The sequence below is a fragment of the Streptococcus tangpeifui genome (genome assembly GCF_011038795.1).
GTDB lineage: Bacteria > Bacillota > Bacilli > Lactobacillales > Streptococcaceae > Streptococcus > Streptococcus tangpeifui.
Genome location: NZ_JAAKDU010000004.1, coordinates 22,222 through 39,070 on the forward strand (window position 1 = coordinate 22,222; position 16,849 = coordinate 39,070).

The window sequence follows — 16,849 nt, forward strand, 5'->3', positions numbered from 1 at the left end:
AGAAGTCTGTTTTCAAGAATCACCAAATTCCTGTTTTCAAACTTGTCATCGCTTTTTAACTATAATGTTTCCAAAAAGTCAATTAAGACTTGTGCTGACTGCTGGCCTGCCTGAATGATAAACTCATCAAAAGTGATATTAGCATCATGGGCTGCTGTATCACTCATGGCCCTAACAACAATAAAAGGACGACCTGCCGCCTGAGCCGCTTGAGCTACAGCTGCCCCTTCCATTTCAACCGCTAAAGTATCTGGAAAATGAACCTTAATTTGATCAATCTTATCTTGACCAGCGATAAAGCTATCGCTGGTTGTAATCAGTCCAATCTTACTGGGCCGGTCGTGCTTGACTAAAACAGATTGAAAGACTCGAACAAACTGAGGGTCACTCTCAAAATAGAGAGGCTGCATGGACATCTGGCCATAGTCGTAACCAAAGGCGGTCAGGTCCACATCGTGATAGGCCAAACGGTCGGCAACAACAACATCACCGATATTGAGGCCTGATGCTACTGCACCAGCTGAACCGGTATTGATAAGCGCTTCAACTCCAAAGTGGTCAACAAGGATGGCAACCGACATGGCTGACATTACCTTTCCCACACCCGACTGAACTAGAACCAAGTCATGTTTTCCCAAACGTCCAGAATAGTAGGTAGTCGAAAGAACTGTTTCTTCTTTTTTACTCGCAAGCTGGTCAACCAGCAATCGCAATTCCTGCTCCATGGCAGCAATAATTCCAATTTTCATGATTTTTCCTTAACTATAATTTGAAAATGGCGTAAATCAGAATTGCCAAGAGAATCAGAACGATAAGTAAAATTTTATTTAATTTTGCTTGAAAGGCTCCCCTTTTAGCATTCTCGATCCGACGGCTTTTATAGGTATATTGGGAGTCATCCTCCCAGTCTCCGTCATCATCATAATCCTCATAGCTATCGTAATTATCGCCGATGTCGGTAAAAATTTGTGTTTCCTGACCGTCTAAGTAGTCCCCGCTCAACTTCTCACCGCGATTGGCTCGGGCAATCATATCATCTGTTAACAAAGGTTTTCCCATAAGCATTCCTTCCTATTTAATAGCTATTCATTTTTAAAGCAAAATATTGAAGTGCAATAATAGTTTTAGCATCTTGGATTTTGCCCGATTTAACCAATTCCATACATTCCTCATAACTTAATTCGAGGAGTTCCAGAAATTCGTCTTCATCCTGAGGACGGGGATTGGGAACCCTTTGCAAATCCTTGGCTAGATAAAGTTTGATATGCTCATTACTAAAGCCGATAGCCGAATAAAATTCGTAAAGCAAGTCCAAATCAGCTATATAGCCCGTTTCTTCTTCTAATTCTCTGGCTGCCGCTTCCTTCTCATGACCAGCTTCTCCCAGCTCTAGTTTGCCAGCCGGAATTTCGTAAGAAACTGCTTCAATGGCCTTGCGATATTGCTTAACCAGAATAATTTTATTAGCTGGTGTAATCGCTAAAACAGCGACTGCACCATTGTGGAAAACTAGTTCCCGATAGGAAATCTGCCCATCTGGAAGTTGGACCCTATCCTTGGCAACAGTCATAATCTGACCTTCAAAGATGGTCTGGCGTTCCAAGGTTTTTTCTTCAAATTCCATAGAAACCTTCTTTCTATAGTTTGTGCTTATTGTTGCGAAGGATGATGGGGCATCCGAGTGGCATAACCTTCTTTATTGACCTGACGTTCCCTAGCGATGGCAATACTATCTGCTGGCACATCCTTAGAAATGACAGAACCTGCTGCAGACAGAGCATTATCGCCAATTTCAACTGGTGAAATCAGGGTTGAGTTGCTGCCGATAAAGACATGATTGCCAATTTTACTGGTGTACTTGTGCTTGCCATCATAATTGGCAATAATGGTGCCTGCACCGAAGTTGACATCTTGACCGACCTGAGCATTACCTATATAGGTCAGGTGGCCCGCCTTGGTTTTTTTATCAAGGGTGGATGATTTCACCTCGACAAAGTTCCCAACATGCACGCCTTCCTTAAGGGTAGAATCTGGACGCAAATGGGCATAAGGACCTACTGTCACGCCAGCTTCCACAACTGACTGCTCAATCATGGAGTCAGTAATGACTGCATTTTTGCCGATTGTTGAATCAACAATATAAGTACCATTAGTTAAATATCCACCGCTTGCGATCTTTGTCTGACCCTTGAGGGTAACATTTGCTTCAATAGTCACGTCAGGCTCAATAGCAACATCCACGTCAATATAAGTGCTATCTGGATTTTGGAAGGTTACGCCATTGACCATGTGCTGATTATTGATACGACGACGCATAACAGACTCCGCCTTAGCCAGAGCCAAGCGATCATTGACACCCAGACTTTCATCGAAATCACGCAAGGTAAAGGCACCGACCTTTTCACCAGCTTCCCGAAAAATTGAGATAACATCGGTCAAATAGTATTCGCCTTGGGCATTATCTGTATTGATACTTTTGAGAGCTTGGAAGAGCCGCTTGTTATCAAATACATAGGTTCCTGTATTGATTTCCTTGACCTCTTGCTCAAACTTGGTAGCATCTTTTTGCTCAACAATCTTCGTGACTTCGCCATTTTGATTGCGGATAATGCGACCGTAACCAAAAGGATTTTCAGCTGTTGCTGTTAAAATAGTCGCCACATTTTTGTGGTTAATATGAAAATCAATCAAATCTTGCAAACTTTGGCCGGTGATCAAAGGCGTATCGCCAGCAATAACTAAGGTCTGGCCTTCTAGGCCAGCCAGTTCTTCTTCTGCCATCATAACAGCATGGCCGGTCCCCAGTTGCTCTGTTTGCAGAACAAATTGAGATCGATCAGCTAGGACTTCTTTGACCAACTCTGCCTTATGGCCGATAACGGTTACATTTTTAGTTGGTTGAATGGCAGAAACACTGCGGAAAACATGTTCCAGCATAGAAATACCAGAAACCTTATGGAGGACCTTGGGCAAGTCAGACTTCATTCGGGTCCCTTTCCCTGCCGCTAGAATAATCGCATAATTTGCCATAGTTTTTTCCTTTCATGGTTGGTAAAAACTTAGCCAACCACTTTATTAATTTCAGTATTTTCCTCTATTAGGATACCATATTTTGACTAATTTTCCCAGATTAGTTCCAAGGGGAAAATCAGTCCTAGTATTCTATTTGGACTCACTTCCTCTCCTATCAGCCTTGTTAACACCTATCATCATTAACTCACTGCAAAAAGAGTTCAACCATCTTGGTAGAACTCCTTTCCTATAACTATTCTTCAGGACATAGATTTGACTGCCTCTTCCAGAACTTCCATGACAGCTTGGCTATGCTCTAAGGCCTTCTGACTGCTGACCAAATCTTGTTCCGCAATAATTTTTTCAAAGGCAACGAATTCATCATACATCCGGTGATGAGGATTAGTCTGACTGATATCTATTGGTTCTTGCCCATTGAGAGTTAAAACAATCTGGGGCAGGCTGTTAGTTGGGCCCAGAATCGTCAGCGAGCCCTTATCCCCTTGAAATGTTGAACGAATCTCTGCAGAGCAGTCCTTGGCTCCAATACTAACGGCCTTAAAAGCACCATAGTCCATAGCTAAGATACCTGAGGTATCTACACCTCTTTCTATATTGGCTAAATAGTCAACCTTCTCAGGCTGACCCAAGAGACCAACCAAGAGGTGGATGTTATAGATATTGAGATCTCGCAGAGCACCTCCTCCCATAGCAGGATTAAAAGCAGGGGCAATGTCTCCTCTCTTAAAAGCATCATAACGGGAGGAATACTGGGAATAATTAACGTTGGCAATTTTAAGGTCCCCGATTTTAGCTAAATTGTCCTTTAAGACTTGGAAATTTGCCAGATACTGATTGGTGATGGCTTCAAGGAGAATAAGTCCCCGCTTATCTGCTTCTTGGCACAAGTCTTCCAGCTGACCTGCTTCCATAGTAAAAGGTTTCTCACAGATGACATGCTTGCCCGCCTTAAGCGCTTTTTTAGCATAATCATAGTGAGTATGGTTGGGGGTCCCAATATAGATCGTGTCAACAACCTCATTGGCTAGGATTTCTGAAAAATCACTGCTTGCTTGGCTTATGCCGTAGTCTTTAGCCAGAGCTTGCGCCTTGTCCAAGGAGCGTGGAGTAGACATAATGGCTGACAGTTCAATGCCATCAATAGTTTGTAAAACAGGTAGGACTTCTTTGACAATCATTCCAGTCCCTAAAAGTGCTAAATGCATAAGCTGCCTCCTTATTTCAAATACTTGACCAGCTCAGACCTATAATCGACCAAAAGCTGACTTGTATAAACTTTTTCATCTTGAGAATTTTTAACCTTTTGCCAAAGAAGGGATGCAACCTTCATTGGCTCCTGATAGTCTTGCGACATGGGGTCCTGATGAAAATCCTTGACAAAACGGTTCCACTGGTAGGACTTTTCCTCTGGTGTCTCCTGTGAAACCATCTGGGGATTTTCTAAGACAGCTATCAAATCTGCAACGGTTGCTTCCTTATCTCCCAGCCGCTCTACCTCTCTTAACTTAATGGCCATGACTTTTTTAAAGGTGAATTTTTCTAGGCCATAGTAGTCGGTAAAAAATTGACGGGCTGCCTTATCCAGCTTAAAACCACTGTCCAAGAGTTTGGTTTCTGGGCTAATCTGATCAGCCTTCAGACTGGAGCTAGATTTGGCTCGTCTTACCCGCTTAATCTGACTAGCTGGTTTACCCTCTAAGAACTGCTCGATATAAGCGGCCAATTCGGCTTTGGTCCCGTAGCTGGGTAATTGGTAATCCCGGCAAATGGCTTCTAGCTCTGTCTTATACCAGTAATAGGAAAGAAAATCCTCGGCACTCAAGTCAGGGGTAAATTCAGGCCTCTGCACCATAATTAACACCTCCGATTCATCACCTTCATTATAACAAAAGGGAATGGAATCAACCCAAAAATTAAAAATTTTAGTTCCCACCACGTTCTGGTTTTAAAGTGGTGACTTTTATAAAAAGGTCTCTCCCAGACCTTGTGAGGTTTGAAATAATATGGACGATGTTTATCATCACATTTGCTTAAGTTTTCCGCTTTGGCCTTGTGGCAAAAGGAAAACCAGCCAGCATTGGTTCATTAAGGCTGGGAAAAGTATCCCAGCCTTCTATTTTTTTGCAGTAATAGCAGTTTGACGCAGTGGTTGGGAGTCTTTATCTTGGGGTGCCGTCCCATTTTCAAGCACCCCCTTAAACAGTCCACTGGACTGTTTAACTACTCCGCAATTGTTAGCGGCCATCCTAATCAACTGTGCGGAGGTGGGACGACGAAGTCAATTGATTTATATAAAAATTGACTTCTTATACGTAATCTTCAGAGATTACAATGCTTTGTGGGTGAGGGCGGAGCCATCATGGATGTCTTGCCCAGTCTCTTGCGAACAACATCTAAAAATTTCTTTACTTATCAATGCCTTTCATATATTTTTTGGCATAGTCTTCATAATCAGGCTTTTTGGTTTTATTCATCACCATGACTAATTCCCCTTTCAGCTTATCATCATTATCAGTAGGCTGAATCATGAGAGCCGTCTTCTTATCCTTTTCAGGGAAAAAGATTGTATAGTCTTCACCTTTGACCGTAATACTCAGATAACGATTACCGTTAACTGTTCCCTTACCAGCATATTTATAGGTAATGCTATCGCCATCCACTTTCAAAGACTTGCTTGTGACTGTCATCGTCATATTATTACCAGCAGAGTCTTGAACTTGCCACTCTCCTTGTAAATCTGATTTACTGATGCCACAACCAGCCAAGATTAAAAGGGCAGTGGTTAAGAGGCTTACTAATAGTGCAGTTCTTTTTTTCATCATAAACTCCTTTCAAGTAGACACTATTTTTCTAACAGCACTATTATAACATAATTTAAGGATTTTTAAAGCTTTTTCTTTGAGATAACTTCCGTATCTTGCTAAGACGATAGCAGGTACACAAAAATTCAAGGAAGGAAAAACTAAAATCTAACGTTCGATTTCGAAATGGAGAATTTTTCAGCTCAAGAGACTAACTACTCTTCAGAAATTTTAGCCCTCCGCCATTCTAACAGCTATCAGTATTGTACTACTAACCCACTTCTCTCATTTCTTTCTGACTTAGTGTAAGGCTAAAAAGTCCAATAGCTCTTAAGTTAGAAATTGAGTTGGTATAATCAGTTCCTCCAAAAAAATACACAAAAGACACCAAGCCGCTTAAATACTGCAGTAATTGCACAGTCATTCATATCCAAAGGCACAAAAGAACAAAAAATAGACGCTCCTGCAACTCAACTGGAACGTCTAAAAATATACAGTCAGGAAAATAAGAGTAGCTTTCTTAAACATAAGTCCCTCTACCTCGTATGCCGGCTGAAGCCTGTTTTTTATAATGGCTGGCTGCTGTGATCGCAGTAAAAGATTCAAATAGCCTTAGACTTATCGACTTTTACATTTAGGTATTACATTACAGCAAGTCTTAACAGGAAACAATTGTCACTCAACAGCATACCTAGCGTCTGATAAAATACGAGCCAGAAAACGACGCGTTCGCTCTTCTTTAGGCGAAGAGAAAAACTCTCTGGGAGCTGCTGATTCAATGATATGGCCGCCATCCATAAAGACAACATGATTAGCGACATCCCTAGCAAAACTCATTTCGTGTGTCACTACAATCATGGTAATTCCTTCCTCAGCCAACTGCTTCATAACATCTAAAACATCACCAATCAGCTCCGGATCCAGAGCAGACGTCGGTTCATCAAAAAAGATAACATCAGGCTTGACAGCAATAGCACGCGCAATGCCAATACGCTGCTGCTGACCGCCGGACAGCTGACTGGGATAATAATCCTTATGGCTCAGTAAACCTACCTTCTCCAAAGCTCCCAGAGCTATGGTTTCCGCCTGTTCCTTGGGGATCCTTCTTGCAACGACGAGACCTTCTAAAATATTTTCTAAAGCTGTCTTATTGGCGAAGAGATTGTAATGCTGGAAAACAAAAGCGGTTTTTTGCCGGATAGTCAGGATATCCTTACGATTTACATTTTCTAAATTATAGGACTGCTTATCTAGGGTGAGAACCCCTTGGTCAGCCTTTTCCAGATGGTTGAGGCAACGCAAGAAAGTTGTCTTTCCTGAACCGCTGGGGCCCAAGATAACAACAACATCTCCCTTATTGACCTTCAAGCTGACATTGTCAAGGACAGTCTTATCTCCAAATTGCTTTGATAAATTTTTAATATCTAACATAGTATCTCCTTAAGCAAACCGCTTTTCTAAGGCTGAAAAGCCCCACTGAATCACCCCACAGATGATAAGATAAATGAAAAAAATAACCAGATAAGACTCGAAATACTGGTAGCCATGGGCTGCTTCCACCTTAGCAATCGCTGTGATATCCTTAACCGTCATAACAAAGACCAAAGATGTTCCCTTAACAATATTGATCACTAAATTACAGAGATTGGGGAGAGCATTTCGTAGGGCCTGAGGAAAAACAATTCTGATATAACTCTGACTTGTTGTCAAGCCGATAGACTGGGCAGCCTCTAGCTGTCCCTTATCAACCGTTAAAATGGCAGAACGTAAGATCTCTGATAAGGTCCCCGTCGTCATCAGACTAAAGATAATAAAGGCATAGTAAATAGGGTTAAGTTTAAAAATATCAAGCCCACTTGATTTTAAAATCGTATTTAAGACACTAGGCAAGAGACTGTAGAAAAATAAGATTAACAATATCGGCGGTGTTGCTCGAATAAAGGCTAGGTAAACAACAGAAAAAGCGGTTACCCCTTTGATCCTATAAATCCTCCCCAAGGCCAAAAAGAGAGCTGGAAAAAAACTCAATAAAATGGAAACAGCCATAATCGCCAAGGTAACCGGAACACCCCTTAAAGCGAGTAAAAATGTATGAACAATATAATTAAAATCCATAATCCCTCCTCTAAGCATTTCCCTTGTCAAGACGATGTTCCATCATATTAGAGACCACTGATAATACCAAGGCAATTGCCCAATAAATAAGGGCCACGGCTGTATAAGTTTCTAGCGAATAGTTTCCCAAATTACGACTAATCAGTAAGTTTCCTGCTCCCATAATATCCACTAAACCGATCGTATAGGCCAGAGCCGCATCCTTCATCAAATTCAGAACAGCTGTTGTCATATTAGGAAGCGCAATTCTAAAAATCTGCGGTAACAAGATGCGACGGAAAGTCTGATAACCTGTTAAACCGATACTTAACCCAGCTTCCAGCTGTCCCTTAGGGACTGCTAAATAGGCTGCCTTAAAAACTTCCGATATTGAAGCAGCAAAGAGTAAAACCATAGTCACCACGACAAAAATGGTTCGTGACCAGCCATCAACATCCAAATGAAGCCACCATGCCAACAATTCAGGCAGACCATAAAAAACTAGAAAGAGTAAGACAATGGGTGGCGTACAGCGCAGTGTGAATACATATCCTCTAGCAAAACGTGCCAGTCCCATGTCAGGTACGACCTGGGCCCAAGTCAAACCGGCTCCCAGAAGCGTCCCCAATAATACGGTCAGGACAATGACCCACACAGTCAGAGGTAAAGCAGACAAAATCGTTGGCAGAAACTTAAAAATATAAGACGGCGTATAAGAAACCATAGCTTTCCCCCTATTTTGTCACGTAATTAAAGACATTTTCTCCAAAATATTTCTTCGACAATTTAGCCAAAGTGCCGTCCTTTTTCAGTTCTTTGATAGCTTTGGCATACTCTTTAACAAATTTTTTGTTGGACTTATTGCGATGAACTAAGGGGTAGGTTTCAATCCCTTTGTACGGAACCCAAGTCAATTGATCAGCATATTTATGGTAGGCACCGTCTTTATCCTTAACGGCTTGCTCAAAGGATAATTTTATATCAAAATAAGCATCGTAGCGTCCTTCCAGTACCCAAGCATAGGCATCTGCCATGGTGAAACTTTCAGCGGCTTTAAGATCTATGGGATGGTCCTCATGGCTCTTGTTATAGTCCTCAATGACATTCCACTGAGCATTTTGAGGGGAAATAGGAACTAATTTACCACTGGATTGGGCAAAAGAATCAATATCTTTAAATTTTTCTTTATCTTCCTTGCGAATCGTAAAACCAATGACACTGGCACCAATCGCATCCTTAGGGATAATAAACTTTTCAGCCCGCTCTTTTGTATACCAAGCTCCCTTAGTTCCGATATCGTACTTTCCAGATTCTAAGCCAATTAACAAATCTTCATCGCTCGTCCCAGTGTATTTAAACTTATACTGGGGCAGTTTCTTATCAATGGCTTTTAAAACGTCAACTTCATAGCCTGTATGCTTGCCCTTGTCATCAACATAATCATAGGGCGCATAATTCTGGGTGTGGGCAACCTTTAATGTCGTTACCTTGTCACTAGCAGCTCCGTCCCCTGCAAGCTGACGGCCAATAAGGGTACCTCCAATCAGTAAAACAAGGATTCCCCCAATCACAAACCATTTTTTCTGTACCATCCATTTACCTCCACTTTATCTTTACTGCGCAGCGGCTTCTCTTACCCAAGCGATACGCTCAGCAGCAATATCACTGGGGATTGTGCAGTCCGCACCAATGACAGTAGCCCTTGTACCTGCTTCTTGCAGCAGGTCTCTCACGTGTGCTTGCACTTCCTCTTTACTGCCACGATAGAGCAGGCCTTCTTTAGTATTGACAAAGCCGCCTAAAACCGTTTTCCCACCAAAGAGTTCACGTCCCTGAGACAGACTAACTCCTTCTGGACCTACTGCCCAGTTGTAAACCTGCGCCGGGTAATCCTTAAAGGACCGAATATCGTTACTGGCCCCTTCATAGCCACAGATATGAAGAACACTTAAGCCATCAGCCTGACGGGCTGCCTCAAGAATCCTCAAATCGCTAGGAGCTATATAGTTCCGATAGTCCTCAGCAGAGACCCTGTCATCCTGAATAGACTGTACACTGAGATAAATCCCTTCAATATTAGCTTCGGTAATGATTTTTCTGACGAGAATAGCAATATCTTCGGCAATGGTATCCAGTACTTTTTTCAAGGTTGATGCATCTTCTTGCAGCAAATTCGCAATAATGGTATCTCCGCTTGCTATCTGACCAGACAACTGCCATTTAAGGTAAGTCACAGGAGCAAAAATATTATAAATCGCAACAATATCCTCTGTGAAACTATTCTTAATCGCTTTAACTAACTCCACCTGCTGTTCAAACCAAGGATGATCCTCGCCTATAGAATGGATATCAGCTAATTCTTGGACAGAAGAGACGTCCGTAGTAATCAGGGGGTTAGGGTAAGTGAAAAAACCATCACTCATAATTTTGATAAAATCAGGATTAACGTCCTTGATAAATTGACGGTGCCCTTCAAGATTCTTATTAAAAAGAGCACGACTATTAAGTCCTCGTCCTAATTCTTCTTCTGGCAAAAAATGGTACCAAAAACCAACTGGTACTCTATCTACAGGTTCTCCATGAAAGGCCTTTAAGACCCACTCTTTTTTACGATTAACCATAAACTTATCTCCTTTACTAAGATACTAAGGGACGATTCGCTTTAGCGAAAATTACTGACAAAGAAATCGCGAGTAAGACAGAAATCGGTATTGTGGAACAATCGCTCTCACCGTTTTGCCTCCGCAAGGATGATGATTAGGATGGACGCTATCGCGTAGACATAAGTACAGCCAATCACCCACTGCATCAAACCAGCCGGTAATGAAGGTATCAACTATCATTGCTCCCAAGGATCAGTCCTGGGTTCCATTAACAAGATACGGCAGAGGCTGGTTATCTAAGTGCTTCGTACTTGATAGCAAATACCAATCACTAGGGTGACTTGACTATCCTTCTCACTAACTCCGTTTGGTTAATTGATTTTACTAACCAAACGTCGTGTCACAAAGCCTCTGAACAATGCTATGAATGTTAGGCTACTTGCTACAAAAGCACCAAAAGGCCTAGAAAAGTAAGTTTGAATCCACAACATCATAGACAGGCTCAATACCTATCAAATTTGCTTTAATTTTATCATCTCTTCAAACATCTGCCCAATCTATATTTATTATCATCCACGATAAATTTTCCTTATGGATAAAGGCCAAACTGTTAAACATCTTCATAAAAATCTCACATTGGCGCAATCTCCCTCGTTATATCTCTCTAAGAACTACAATCCTGATTAAGCCATTTATCTCTTATTTTGACGATATAGCGTTGCATTTTTTAAGTAAACTCTGTTTTATCTATTTTTTCATCTAAAGCTGTATAACAGTTTCCTATAATAAGTGACTACACTGCTAAAAATCAAAAAGAAGACCATTTGGGGTCTTCTCAGCAGCGACAAAACTAAATATAGTTATTCTAAGTTATAGTCCTTTTTACAACACTAGACTAGTTCAGAAAATTGTATCATTAAAAATTGATTATGTTACAAATTATTTTTACTCGTAATCCAAATTATTTTTGAATCTATGCTTTTCATTAATTATTCTTGACTCCCAGTAATACTAATTTTGATGCACCAATAACACCTGCATCATTACCCAGTTCAGCGAGAGAAATTTGGCATCTATCTCGGATTTGTGGAAAGATATTTTCGTAAGTTTTTTCAGCAATCTTTTGGCGCAAGAATTCACCTGCTGCGGAGACTCCTCCGCCAATTACAATATGACTTGGACTTAAAGTATTGGCCACATGAGATAACGCCAGCCCGAGATAGCCAGCAAATTGATCTACGATCGTATTAGCAAGTACATCACCTTTTTGGGCTGAATTAAAAATCTCTTTAGAGGTAATATCATTTCCATCGTCAACTGCCTTCTTTATACTTGAAACATCCTCGTATTCTTTTGAAAAATAGCGAGCTAAGTTTACAATTCCTGTTGCAGAGGCGACTGTTTCTAAGCATCCTTTTCCCCCGCATGTACAAGTAAACCTCTGTTCGGTATCCACTTTTAAGTGCCCAATCTCTCCTGCAGCCCCTCCGAAACCCGTGACTAGTTGGCCATTTGCAACAATTCCTCCTCCAACTCCTGTTCCCAAAGTAAACATAACCACATCACGTTCCCCTTTCCCTGCACCTCTCCATTGCTCTCCCAGCGCAGCGACATTGGCATCATTTCCAATAAAAAATGGAAGAGGAAATATGTTTTCGAATACCTTTCCAATCTGCTGTAAACGTGACCATCCAAGATTATAAGCCCCAACAACTGTTTTTTCAACTGGATTTACCTTCCCTGGTGATCCCATTCCAATACCTAGAAAATCTTTTTCAGACAATTGTAGCAACTCAAAATGTTCCTGAATTGAGTGAATAATATCAAAGACAATGTTATTTCCATTATCTAATCCATTTGTCGGAATGCTCCATTTTTCTAAAATGTCCCCACTTGGAGAGATAATAGCTATTTTTACACTTGTACCGCCTAAATCAATACCAATAATTTTTTTCATGTTTACACTTCCTTATATTCTGATTTATATATCATAACGCTCTAAAAATAGAGCTACACCATCATGATCATTACTTTCCGTTAAAAAATTACTAACCTTCTTTAGTTCAGGGACTGCATTTTCTACAGCAACACCTACTTCGGCCAGACGAATCATTTCTAAATCATTCTGATTATTCCCAAATGCCATAAGCTGTTCCGGTGATAACCCAAGTCTTTCCATGAGAATTTGTAAGGCTTTAGCTTTATTATCTCCTTTTTGCATGATTTCCAAGTAGAAATCTTCACTTTTATTGAAAGAGAAGCGATCAGCAAATTCCTTTGGTAATTGTGCCATAGCCTGATCAATTCGCTGACCGTCTCCCACGGCCATCAGCTTTATAATTGGTTTTTGAACAATTATGTTAGTCCGTAAAACTGTAAGGGGAAGCTTACCTAAGTATGACTCTCGAATAGTCAATGGATGAACTTCCTGATTATAGCTATACATCCTATCCATCGTCATCGCATGTAAACCTAATCCAAATTTTGTAAAAAGCTCATTCAATTTTTGAAAATCATAAGGAGATAGTTTCGCATAATGAAGGACTTCGCGTCCATCAGCTGTTTGGATCAAAGATCCGTTATAAGAAATTGTATAATCCGCCCCATCAAGGCCAATTTTAGTTAATAAATGTTTCACTCCATTAAAAGGGCGACCTGAACACAGGACTACATGGATACCTTTTTTCTTTAACTGATGTAGTGCAATACAATTCCTATCTGAAAGTAGTAATTGATTGTTTAAAAGGGTACCATCTAAGTCCGTTGCTACGATTTTTATTTTACTCATCCGCAATTCCTTCCAAAAGAAAATCCTGCACAACCACAGCGCAGGATTTTAGAATTTATGCAATCACAACTTTTCTAGTATTGACACCTTTAATTGGGATTGGAATATACGCTGTACGAGTAACAACAGTTAACTCAACATCATGTTCACCCGAAGATAACCCTTCTTCCTGAGTCACTCGAATTTTCAAAGGGACATCGTATTCCCACTTATAAGTGGTAACCGTTGTCATCTCATCAAGTGTGAACCAATCTTCTCCTTCTGCGCTGCAGCGGATAGCATCACGCGGTACCTCAGTACCATCAACTTTAACTCGAATATCATTAACCATTGACAAAGGAATAGCACGATAGTAAGTAATGAACGTTTCCAACTCAAAACCGACAGTTTTGCCGTCTACTACTGTATTTTTACAAGAATCCTTTTTAAAGACATTATTATCAAACATTTGTCTCCTCCTATCCTTCAATCTCAGCAATCAGGTCACGCAAGAGTTTTTGATGAGCAGCTACCTGTTCTTTTTCTACCATTGGATTGCCCGGCAAAATCCAGCGATTACCTTCATATTCGGTTGCGACATAACCATCGTAATGTTGATCGTGGAGATACTGCAAAATCTTCTTATAATCGATAGAATATTCGATACCTTCTTCTGTCATTTCCCACAGTTTAAAATGAAAGTGCTTAATATAAGGCATCAATTCATCAAGTGCAGACAATGGTGTGTTTTCATAGCCATCTGCCAGCATAATGTAAGGCATGTTTTTAGGAGTAGCAAACTTTTCAAGTTCTGGCACCATCTTACGATTGCGATCGATTAGATGAGTCCCGTCTAGTCCTTTATCAAATTGTGCATTGAACAAATCAATCACTCCGCGATCAACACCTAAGACTTTTTCATTAAAGTTATTGAAGACGCGTGGAATAGCATGGCAGAAAATACCTGTATCAACGACAATACCGCAGTAAGGAGAATTGACACGTTTCATTTCTTCAATGAATTTCGCTGTAGCAGGTTCATTAAAGCTCATACCAGCATGAATTTCTAGAGCAAAAGCTACATCATATTTTTCTGCGTATGGGAGCAGTGGTTCTATTACAAAGCTTGGAACCATTGATACCAATCGAATCAATTTGAAGCCAAGGCGGTGAGCCAGCTTGATTTCATCAATCAGCAAATCAACACATTCTTTTTCGGTCAGTGTCCGGTTATTGTAAAGATTAGTGTTCAAAAAGACATCGGCACAAACTGGTTTGGACTTCGTTTTAGCAAGAATACGATCCCATTCCGTTAAAGTCCCCTCGGTGGGATGAGGTGTTCCATGTAACATTTGATCTGGTAAAATTTCAAATCCTTGCACTTGATTTTCATCAAGATAGGCCATGATATCTTCCAAAGACATCCGACCATTCATAAATTCATCTTGTAAGCTATATAAACTTACAGCGGTTTTGATACTCATGATATCCCTCTTTCTAAATGACAAATTGACGAAGATAACGTGTGCTTAGCGCAATTGAGTTTAGAACAGCTTGATCGTCCTTTTCAAAAGATTTATCCTCTACTTCTATGCAGGTATAGCCATCAAAGCCGATATCAGTCAAAGCTGATACATATTTTCCCCAATCAACATCACCCAATCCCGGTAATTTAGGACTCATATATTGAAGAGGCGTCGCCATTACACCAACGTCTTTCAATTTATCCAATAAAAGTTTGATATCTTTATAATGGACATGGAAGATTTTATCCTTAAATTCATATAGTGGAGCAATATAATCAATTTGTTGCCATACAAAATGCGATGGATCATAATTGATCCCAAAATTATCATAAGGAAGAATTTTAAAAATTTGACGCCAAATAGCAGGTGTGGTCATCAAGTTTTGGCCCCCTGGCCACTCATCCTCTGTAAAAAGCATCGGACAATTTTCAATAGCAATTTTTACTCCTTTTTTGGCAGCATATTCGATAATTGGAGGCCACACTTTTTTAACTTCCTCTAAGTTTTCAGGAACAGCCTTACTAGGCATGCGTCCGATGAATGTTGTCACCATATTAACCCCCATCAACGCCGAGGCATCAATAACCTTGTACAAGTGAGCAATGACTTCTTGCCGTTTTTCCAAATTTTCATCTAATGGGTTGGGATAATAGGCTAATGACGATATTTCAACCCCCTTGTTTGCCGCGTAACTATTTAATTCTTCAGCCTTGTCAGCATCTAAATTAGCGACATCAATATGTGATACTCCTGCATAGCGACGACTTGCTTTTTCTTGTGGCCAACAAGCTACTTCGACACATTCCAAGCCATTTTCAGCACAAATATCAATTAATTCTTCAAATGAACTATGATCTAAAATTGCTGAGACTAATCCAAGTTTCATTTTTTCACACTTTCTATTAACAGAGAGTCCGCTCAATAGGCGAACTCCAAACTTATCACTTATTCGAAGGAAATACTGCGATGCTCTTTTGCAGATACACGAATGGCATCCACTAATTTCATTAGTCGTAAGATCTCTTCTGGCTTCACAACCAATTCTCCCTTACCTACCACATAGTCATAATAGCGATCAAAATACATCTTATGGCTAACGTTAACTTCTGGAAGGGATTCCGTCACAATACGGCCTTCAGGAGCTGGACCAAACGAACGAGTGGGACCGGCTGCTGTCATGGTAATTTGTCCAGGAACATTATGAAGCAAATCTGTTGTTCGAGTTATGTGTCCTTCTGGGTGAAAGCCATCGATTTTGGCACTTCCTTTGTTACCACCAAGGAACCAGTGCCGCTCAAACCAGCCATCTGAATTATCTAAGAAATAAGTACCAAGTTCGACTTGCCCTGTTACACCATTTTTGAATTGGAGTTGAATATTAAAATAATCATCAACATCCTTGTTAATCACATTCTTAACGGTTGCATAGACGGCTTCAACTTCACTATCAACCATGTAGAGCATTTGATCCAAGAGATGAACGCCCCAGTCATATAGCATACCACCACCAAATTCAGGATAAATATGCCAGTCATGCATATTCCCATTGAAGCCATACAAACTATTCTGAATGGTATAGGTTTTTCCGAGAGTACCACTTTGATACATTTCTTTAGCAATACAATAATCTTGATCCCAGCGGCGTTGATGATGAATTGTGAACCGTACCCCTGCATTCTCAACAGCAGCTTGCATTTCTTCAAATTCTTTTGCATTCAGAGCAGCAGGCTTTTCACAAATAATATCTTTTCCTGCTGCTGCCACCTTTTTTACCATATCTAAATGAAGGTGATTAGGAATTGCAATAATCACTGTATCAATAACATCATTTTGCAGCAATTCATCCGCAGTTAAATAGGTTTCATAACCGTCCTTAGCATTTTCTAATTGCATTTTATTGATGTCACAAACGGCAACTAATTCTGCATACTCTAAATCTTCCGTAATCATTTTGGCATGAGTTTGCCCCATAAAGCCAAAACCGATAATACCAAAATGTAATTTCTTTTCTGTCATGTTCTTAAC

At 40.4% G+C, this 16,849-nt stretch carries 18 protein-coding genes; all 18 read right to left on the reverse strand.

The genetic code is table 11. The features are described 5' to 3' along the window. Positions 1–59: 59 nt before the first annotated feature. Entirely contained in the window at positions 60–749 is a 690-nt protein-coding gene (locus G7Y32_RS04800) for a 5'-methylthioadenosine/adenosylhomocysteine nucleosidase (RefSeq protein ID WP_165211393.1), read from the reverse strand. Between the two features lie 13 nt (positions 750–762). Further along, positions 763–1,059: a cell wall synthase accessory phosphoprotein MacP gene (macP, locus tag G7Y32_RS04805; protein ID WP_165211396.1), complete on the reverse strand. Its 297-nt coding sequence runs from the start codon at positions 1,057–1,059 to the stop codon at positions 763–765. Between the two features lie 16 nt (positions 1,060–1,075). Beyond that, positions 1,076–1,624 (reverse strand): NUDIX domain-containing protein, encoded by a 549-nt coding sequence (locus G7Y32_RS04810; protein WP_165211399.1) that lies wholly within the window; start codon positions 1,622–1,624, stop codon positions 1,076–1,078. A gap of 26 nt (positions 1,625–1,650) precedes the next feature. Next, positions 1,651–3,030, reverse strand: coding sequence for a bifunctional UDP-N-acetylglucosamine diphosphorylase/glucosamine-1-phosphate N-acetyltransferase GlmU (glmU, locus tag G7Y32_RS04815; protein WP_165211402.1), 1,380 nt, complete (start codon positions 3,028–3,030; stop codon positions 1,651–1,653). Positions 3,031–3,272: 242 nt separating this feature from the next. Beyond that, positions 3,273–4,238, reverse strand: coding sequence for a Gfo/Idh/MocA family protein (locus G7Y32_RS04820; protein WP_165211405.1), 966 nt, complete (start codon positions 4,236–4,238; stop codon positions 3,273–3,275). A gap of 11 nt (positions 4,239–4,249) precedes the next feature. Beyond that, complete coding sequence (locus G7Y32_RS04825) at positions 4,250–4,885, reverse strand: SAP domain-containing protein (protein WP_165211408.1); 636 nt, start codon at positions 4,883–4,885, stop codon at positions 4,250–4,252. A 553-nt stretch (positions 4,886–5,438) separates the two neighbouring features. After that, complete coding sequence (locus G7Y32_RS04830) at positions 5,439–5,855, reverse strand: hypothetical protein (protein ID WP_241154206.1); 417 nt, start codon at positions 5,853–5,855, stop codon at positions 5,439–5,441. A 654-nt stretch (positions 5,856–6,509) separates the two neighbouring features. Beyond that, the gene (locus G7Y32_RS04835) at positions 6,510–7,265 is read right to left on the reverse strand and encodes an amino acid ABC transporter ATP-binding protein (protein ID WP_165211420.1); all 756 of its coding nucleotides are present in this window, start codon (positions 7,263–7,265) and stop codon (positions 6,510–6,512) included. A gap of 9 nt (positions 7,266–7,274) precedes the next feature. Beyond that, positions 7,275–7,949, reverse strand: a complete 675-nt coding sequence (locus G7Y32_RS04840; RefSeq protein WP_165211423.1) for an amino acid ABC transporter permease — start codon at positions 7,947–7,949, stop codon at positions 7,275–7,277. A 10-nt stretch (positions 7,950–7,959) separates the two neighbouring features. After that, on the reverse strand, positions 7,960–8,652 hold the full coding sequence (locus tag G7Y32_RS04845) for an amino acid ABC transporter permease (RefSeq protein ID WP_165211426.1): 693 nt from the start codon (positions 8,650–8,652) through the stop codon (positions 7,960–7,962). 10 nt (positions 8,653–8,662) lie between these two features. Then, positions 8,663–9,520 (reverse strand): transporter substrate-binding domain-containing protein, encoded by an 858-nt coding sequence (locus G7Y32_RS04850; RefSeq protein WP_165211429.1) that lies wholly within the window; start codon positions 9,518–9,520, stop codon positions 8,663–8,665. Between the two features lie 21 nt (positions 9,521–9,541). Beyond that, on the reverse strand, positions 9,542–10,549 hold the full coding sequence (locus G7Y32_RS04855) for a uroporphyrinogen decarboxylase family protein (protein ID WP_165211432.1): 1,008 nt from the start codon (positions 10,547–10,549) through the stop codon (positions 9,542–9,544). Positions 10,550–11,516: 967 nt separating this feature from the next. Next, entirely contained in the window at positions 11,517–12,488 is a 972-nt protein-coding gene (locus tag G7Y32_RS04860; protein ID WP_165211435.1) for an ROK family glucokinase, read from the reverse strand. A gap of 24 nt (positions 12,489–12,512) precedes the next feature. After that, complete coding sequence (locus G7Y32_RS04865) at positions 12,513–13,319, reverse strand: Cof-type HAD-IIB family hydrolase (protein WP_165211437.1); 807 nt, start codon at positions 13,317–13,319, stop codon at positions 12,513–12,515. A gap of 55 nt (positions 13,320–13,374) precedes the next feature. Beyond that, entirely contained in the window at positions 13,375–13,767 is a 393-nt protein-coding gene (locus G7Y32_RS04870) for a C-glycoside deglycosidase beta subunit domain-containing protein (protein ID WP_165211440.1), read from the reverse strand. A 10-nt stretch (positions 13,768–13,777) separates the two neighbouring features. Further along, positions 13,778–14,782, reverse strand: a complete 1,005-nt coding sequence (locus G7Y32_RS04875) for a sugar phosphate isomerase/epimerase family protein (RefSeq protein ID WP_206221354.1) — start codon at positions 14,780–14,782, stop codon at positions 13,778–13,780. 13 nt (positions 14,783–14,795) lie between these two features. Further along, complete coding sequence (locus G7Y32_RS04880; protein ID WP_165211443.1) at positions 14,796–15,710, reverse strand: sugar phosphate isomerase/epimerase family protein; 915 nt, start codon at positions 15,708–15,710, stop codon at positions 14,796–14,798. Positions 15,711–15,769: 59 nt separating this feature from the next. Beyond that, on the reverse strand, positions 15,770–16,840 hold the full coding sequence (locus tag G7Y32_RS04885; RefSeq protein ID WP_165211446.1) for a Gfo/Idh/MocA family protein: 1,071 nt from the start codon (positions 16,838–16,840) through the stop codon (positions 15,770–15,772). Between the last annotated feature and the right edge of the window lie 9 nt (positions 16,841–16,849).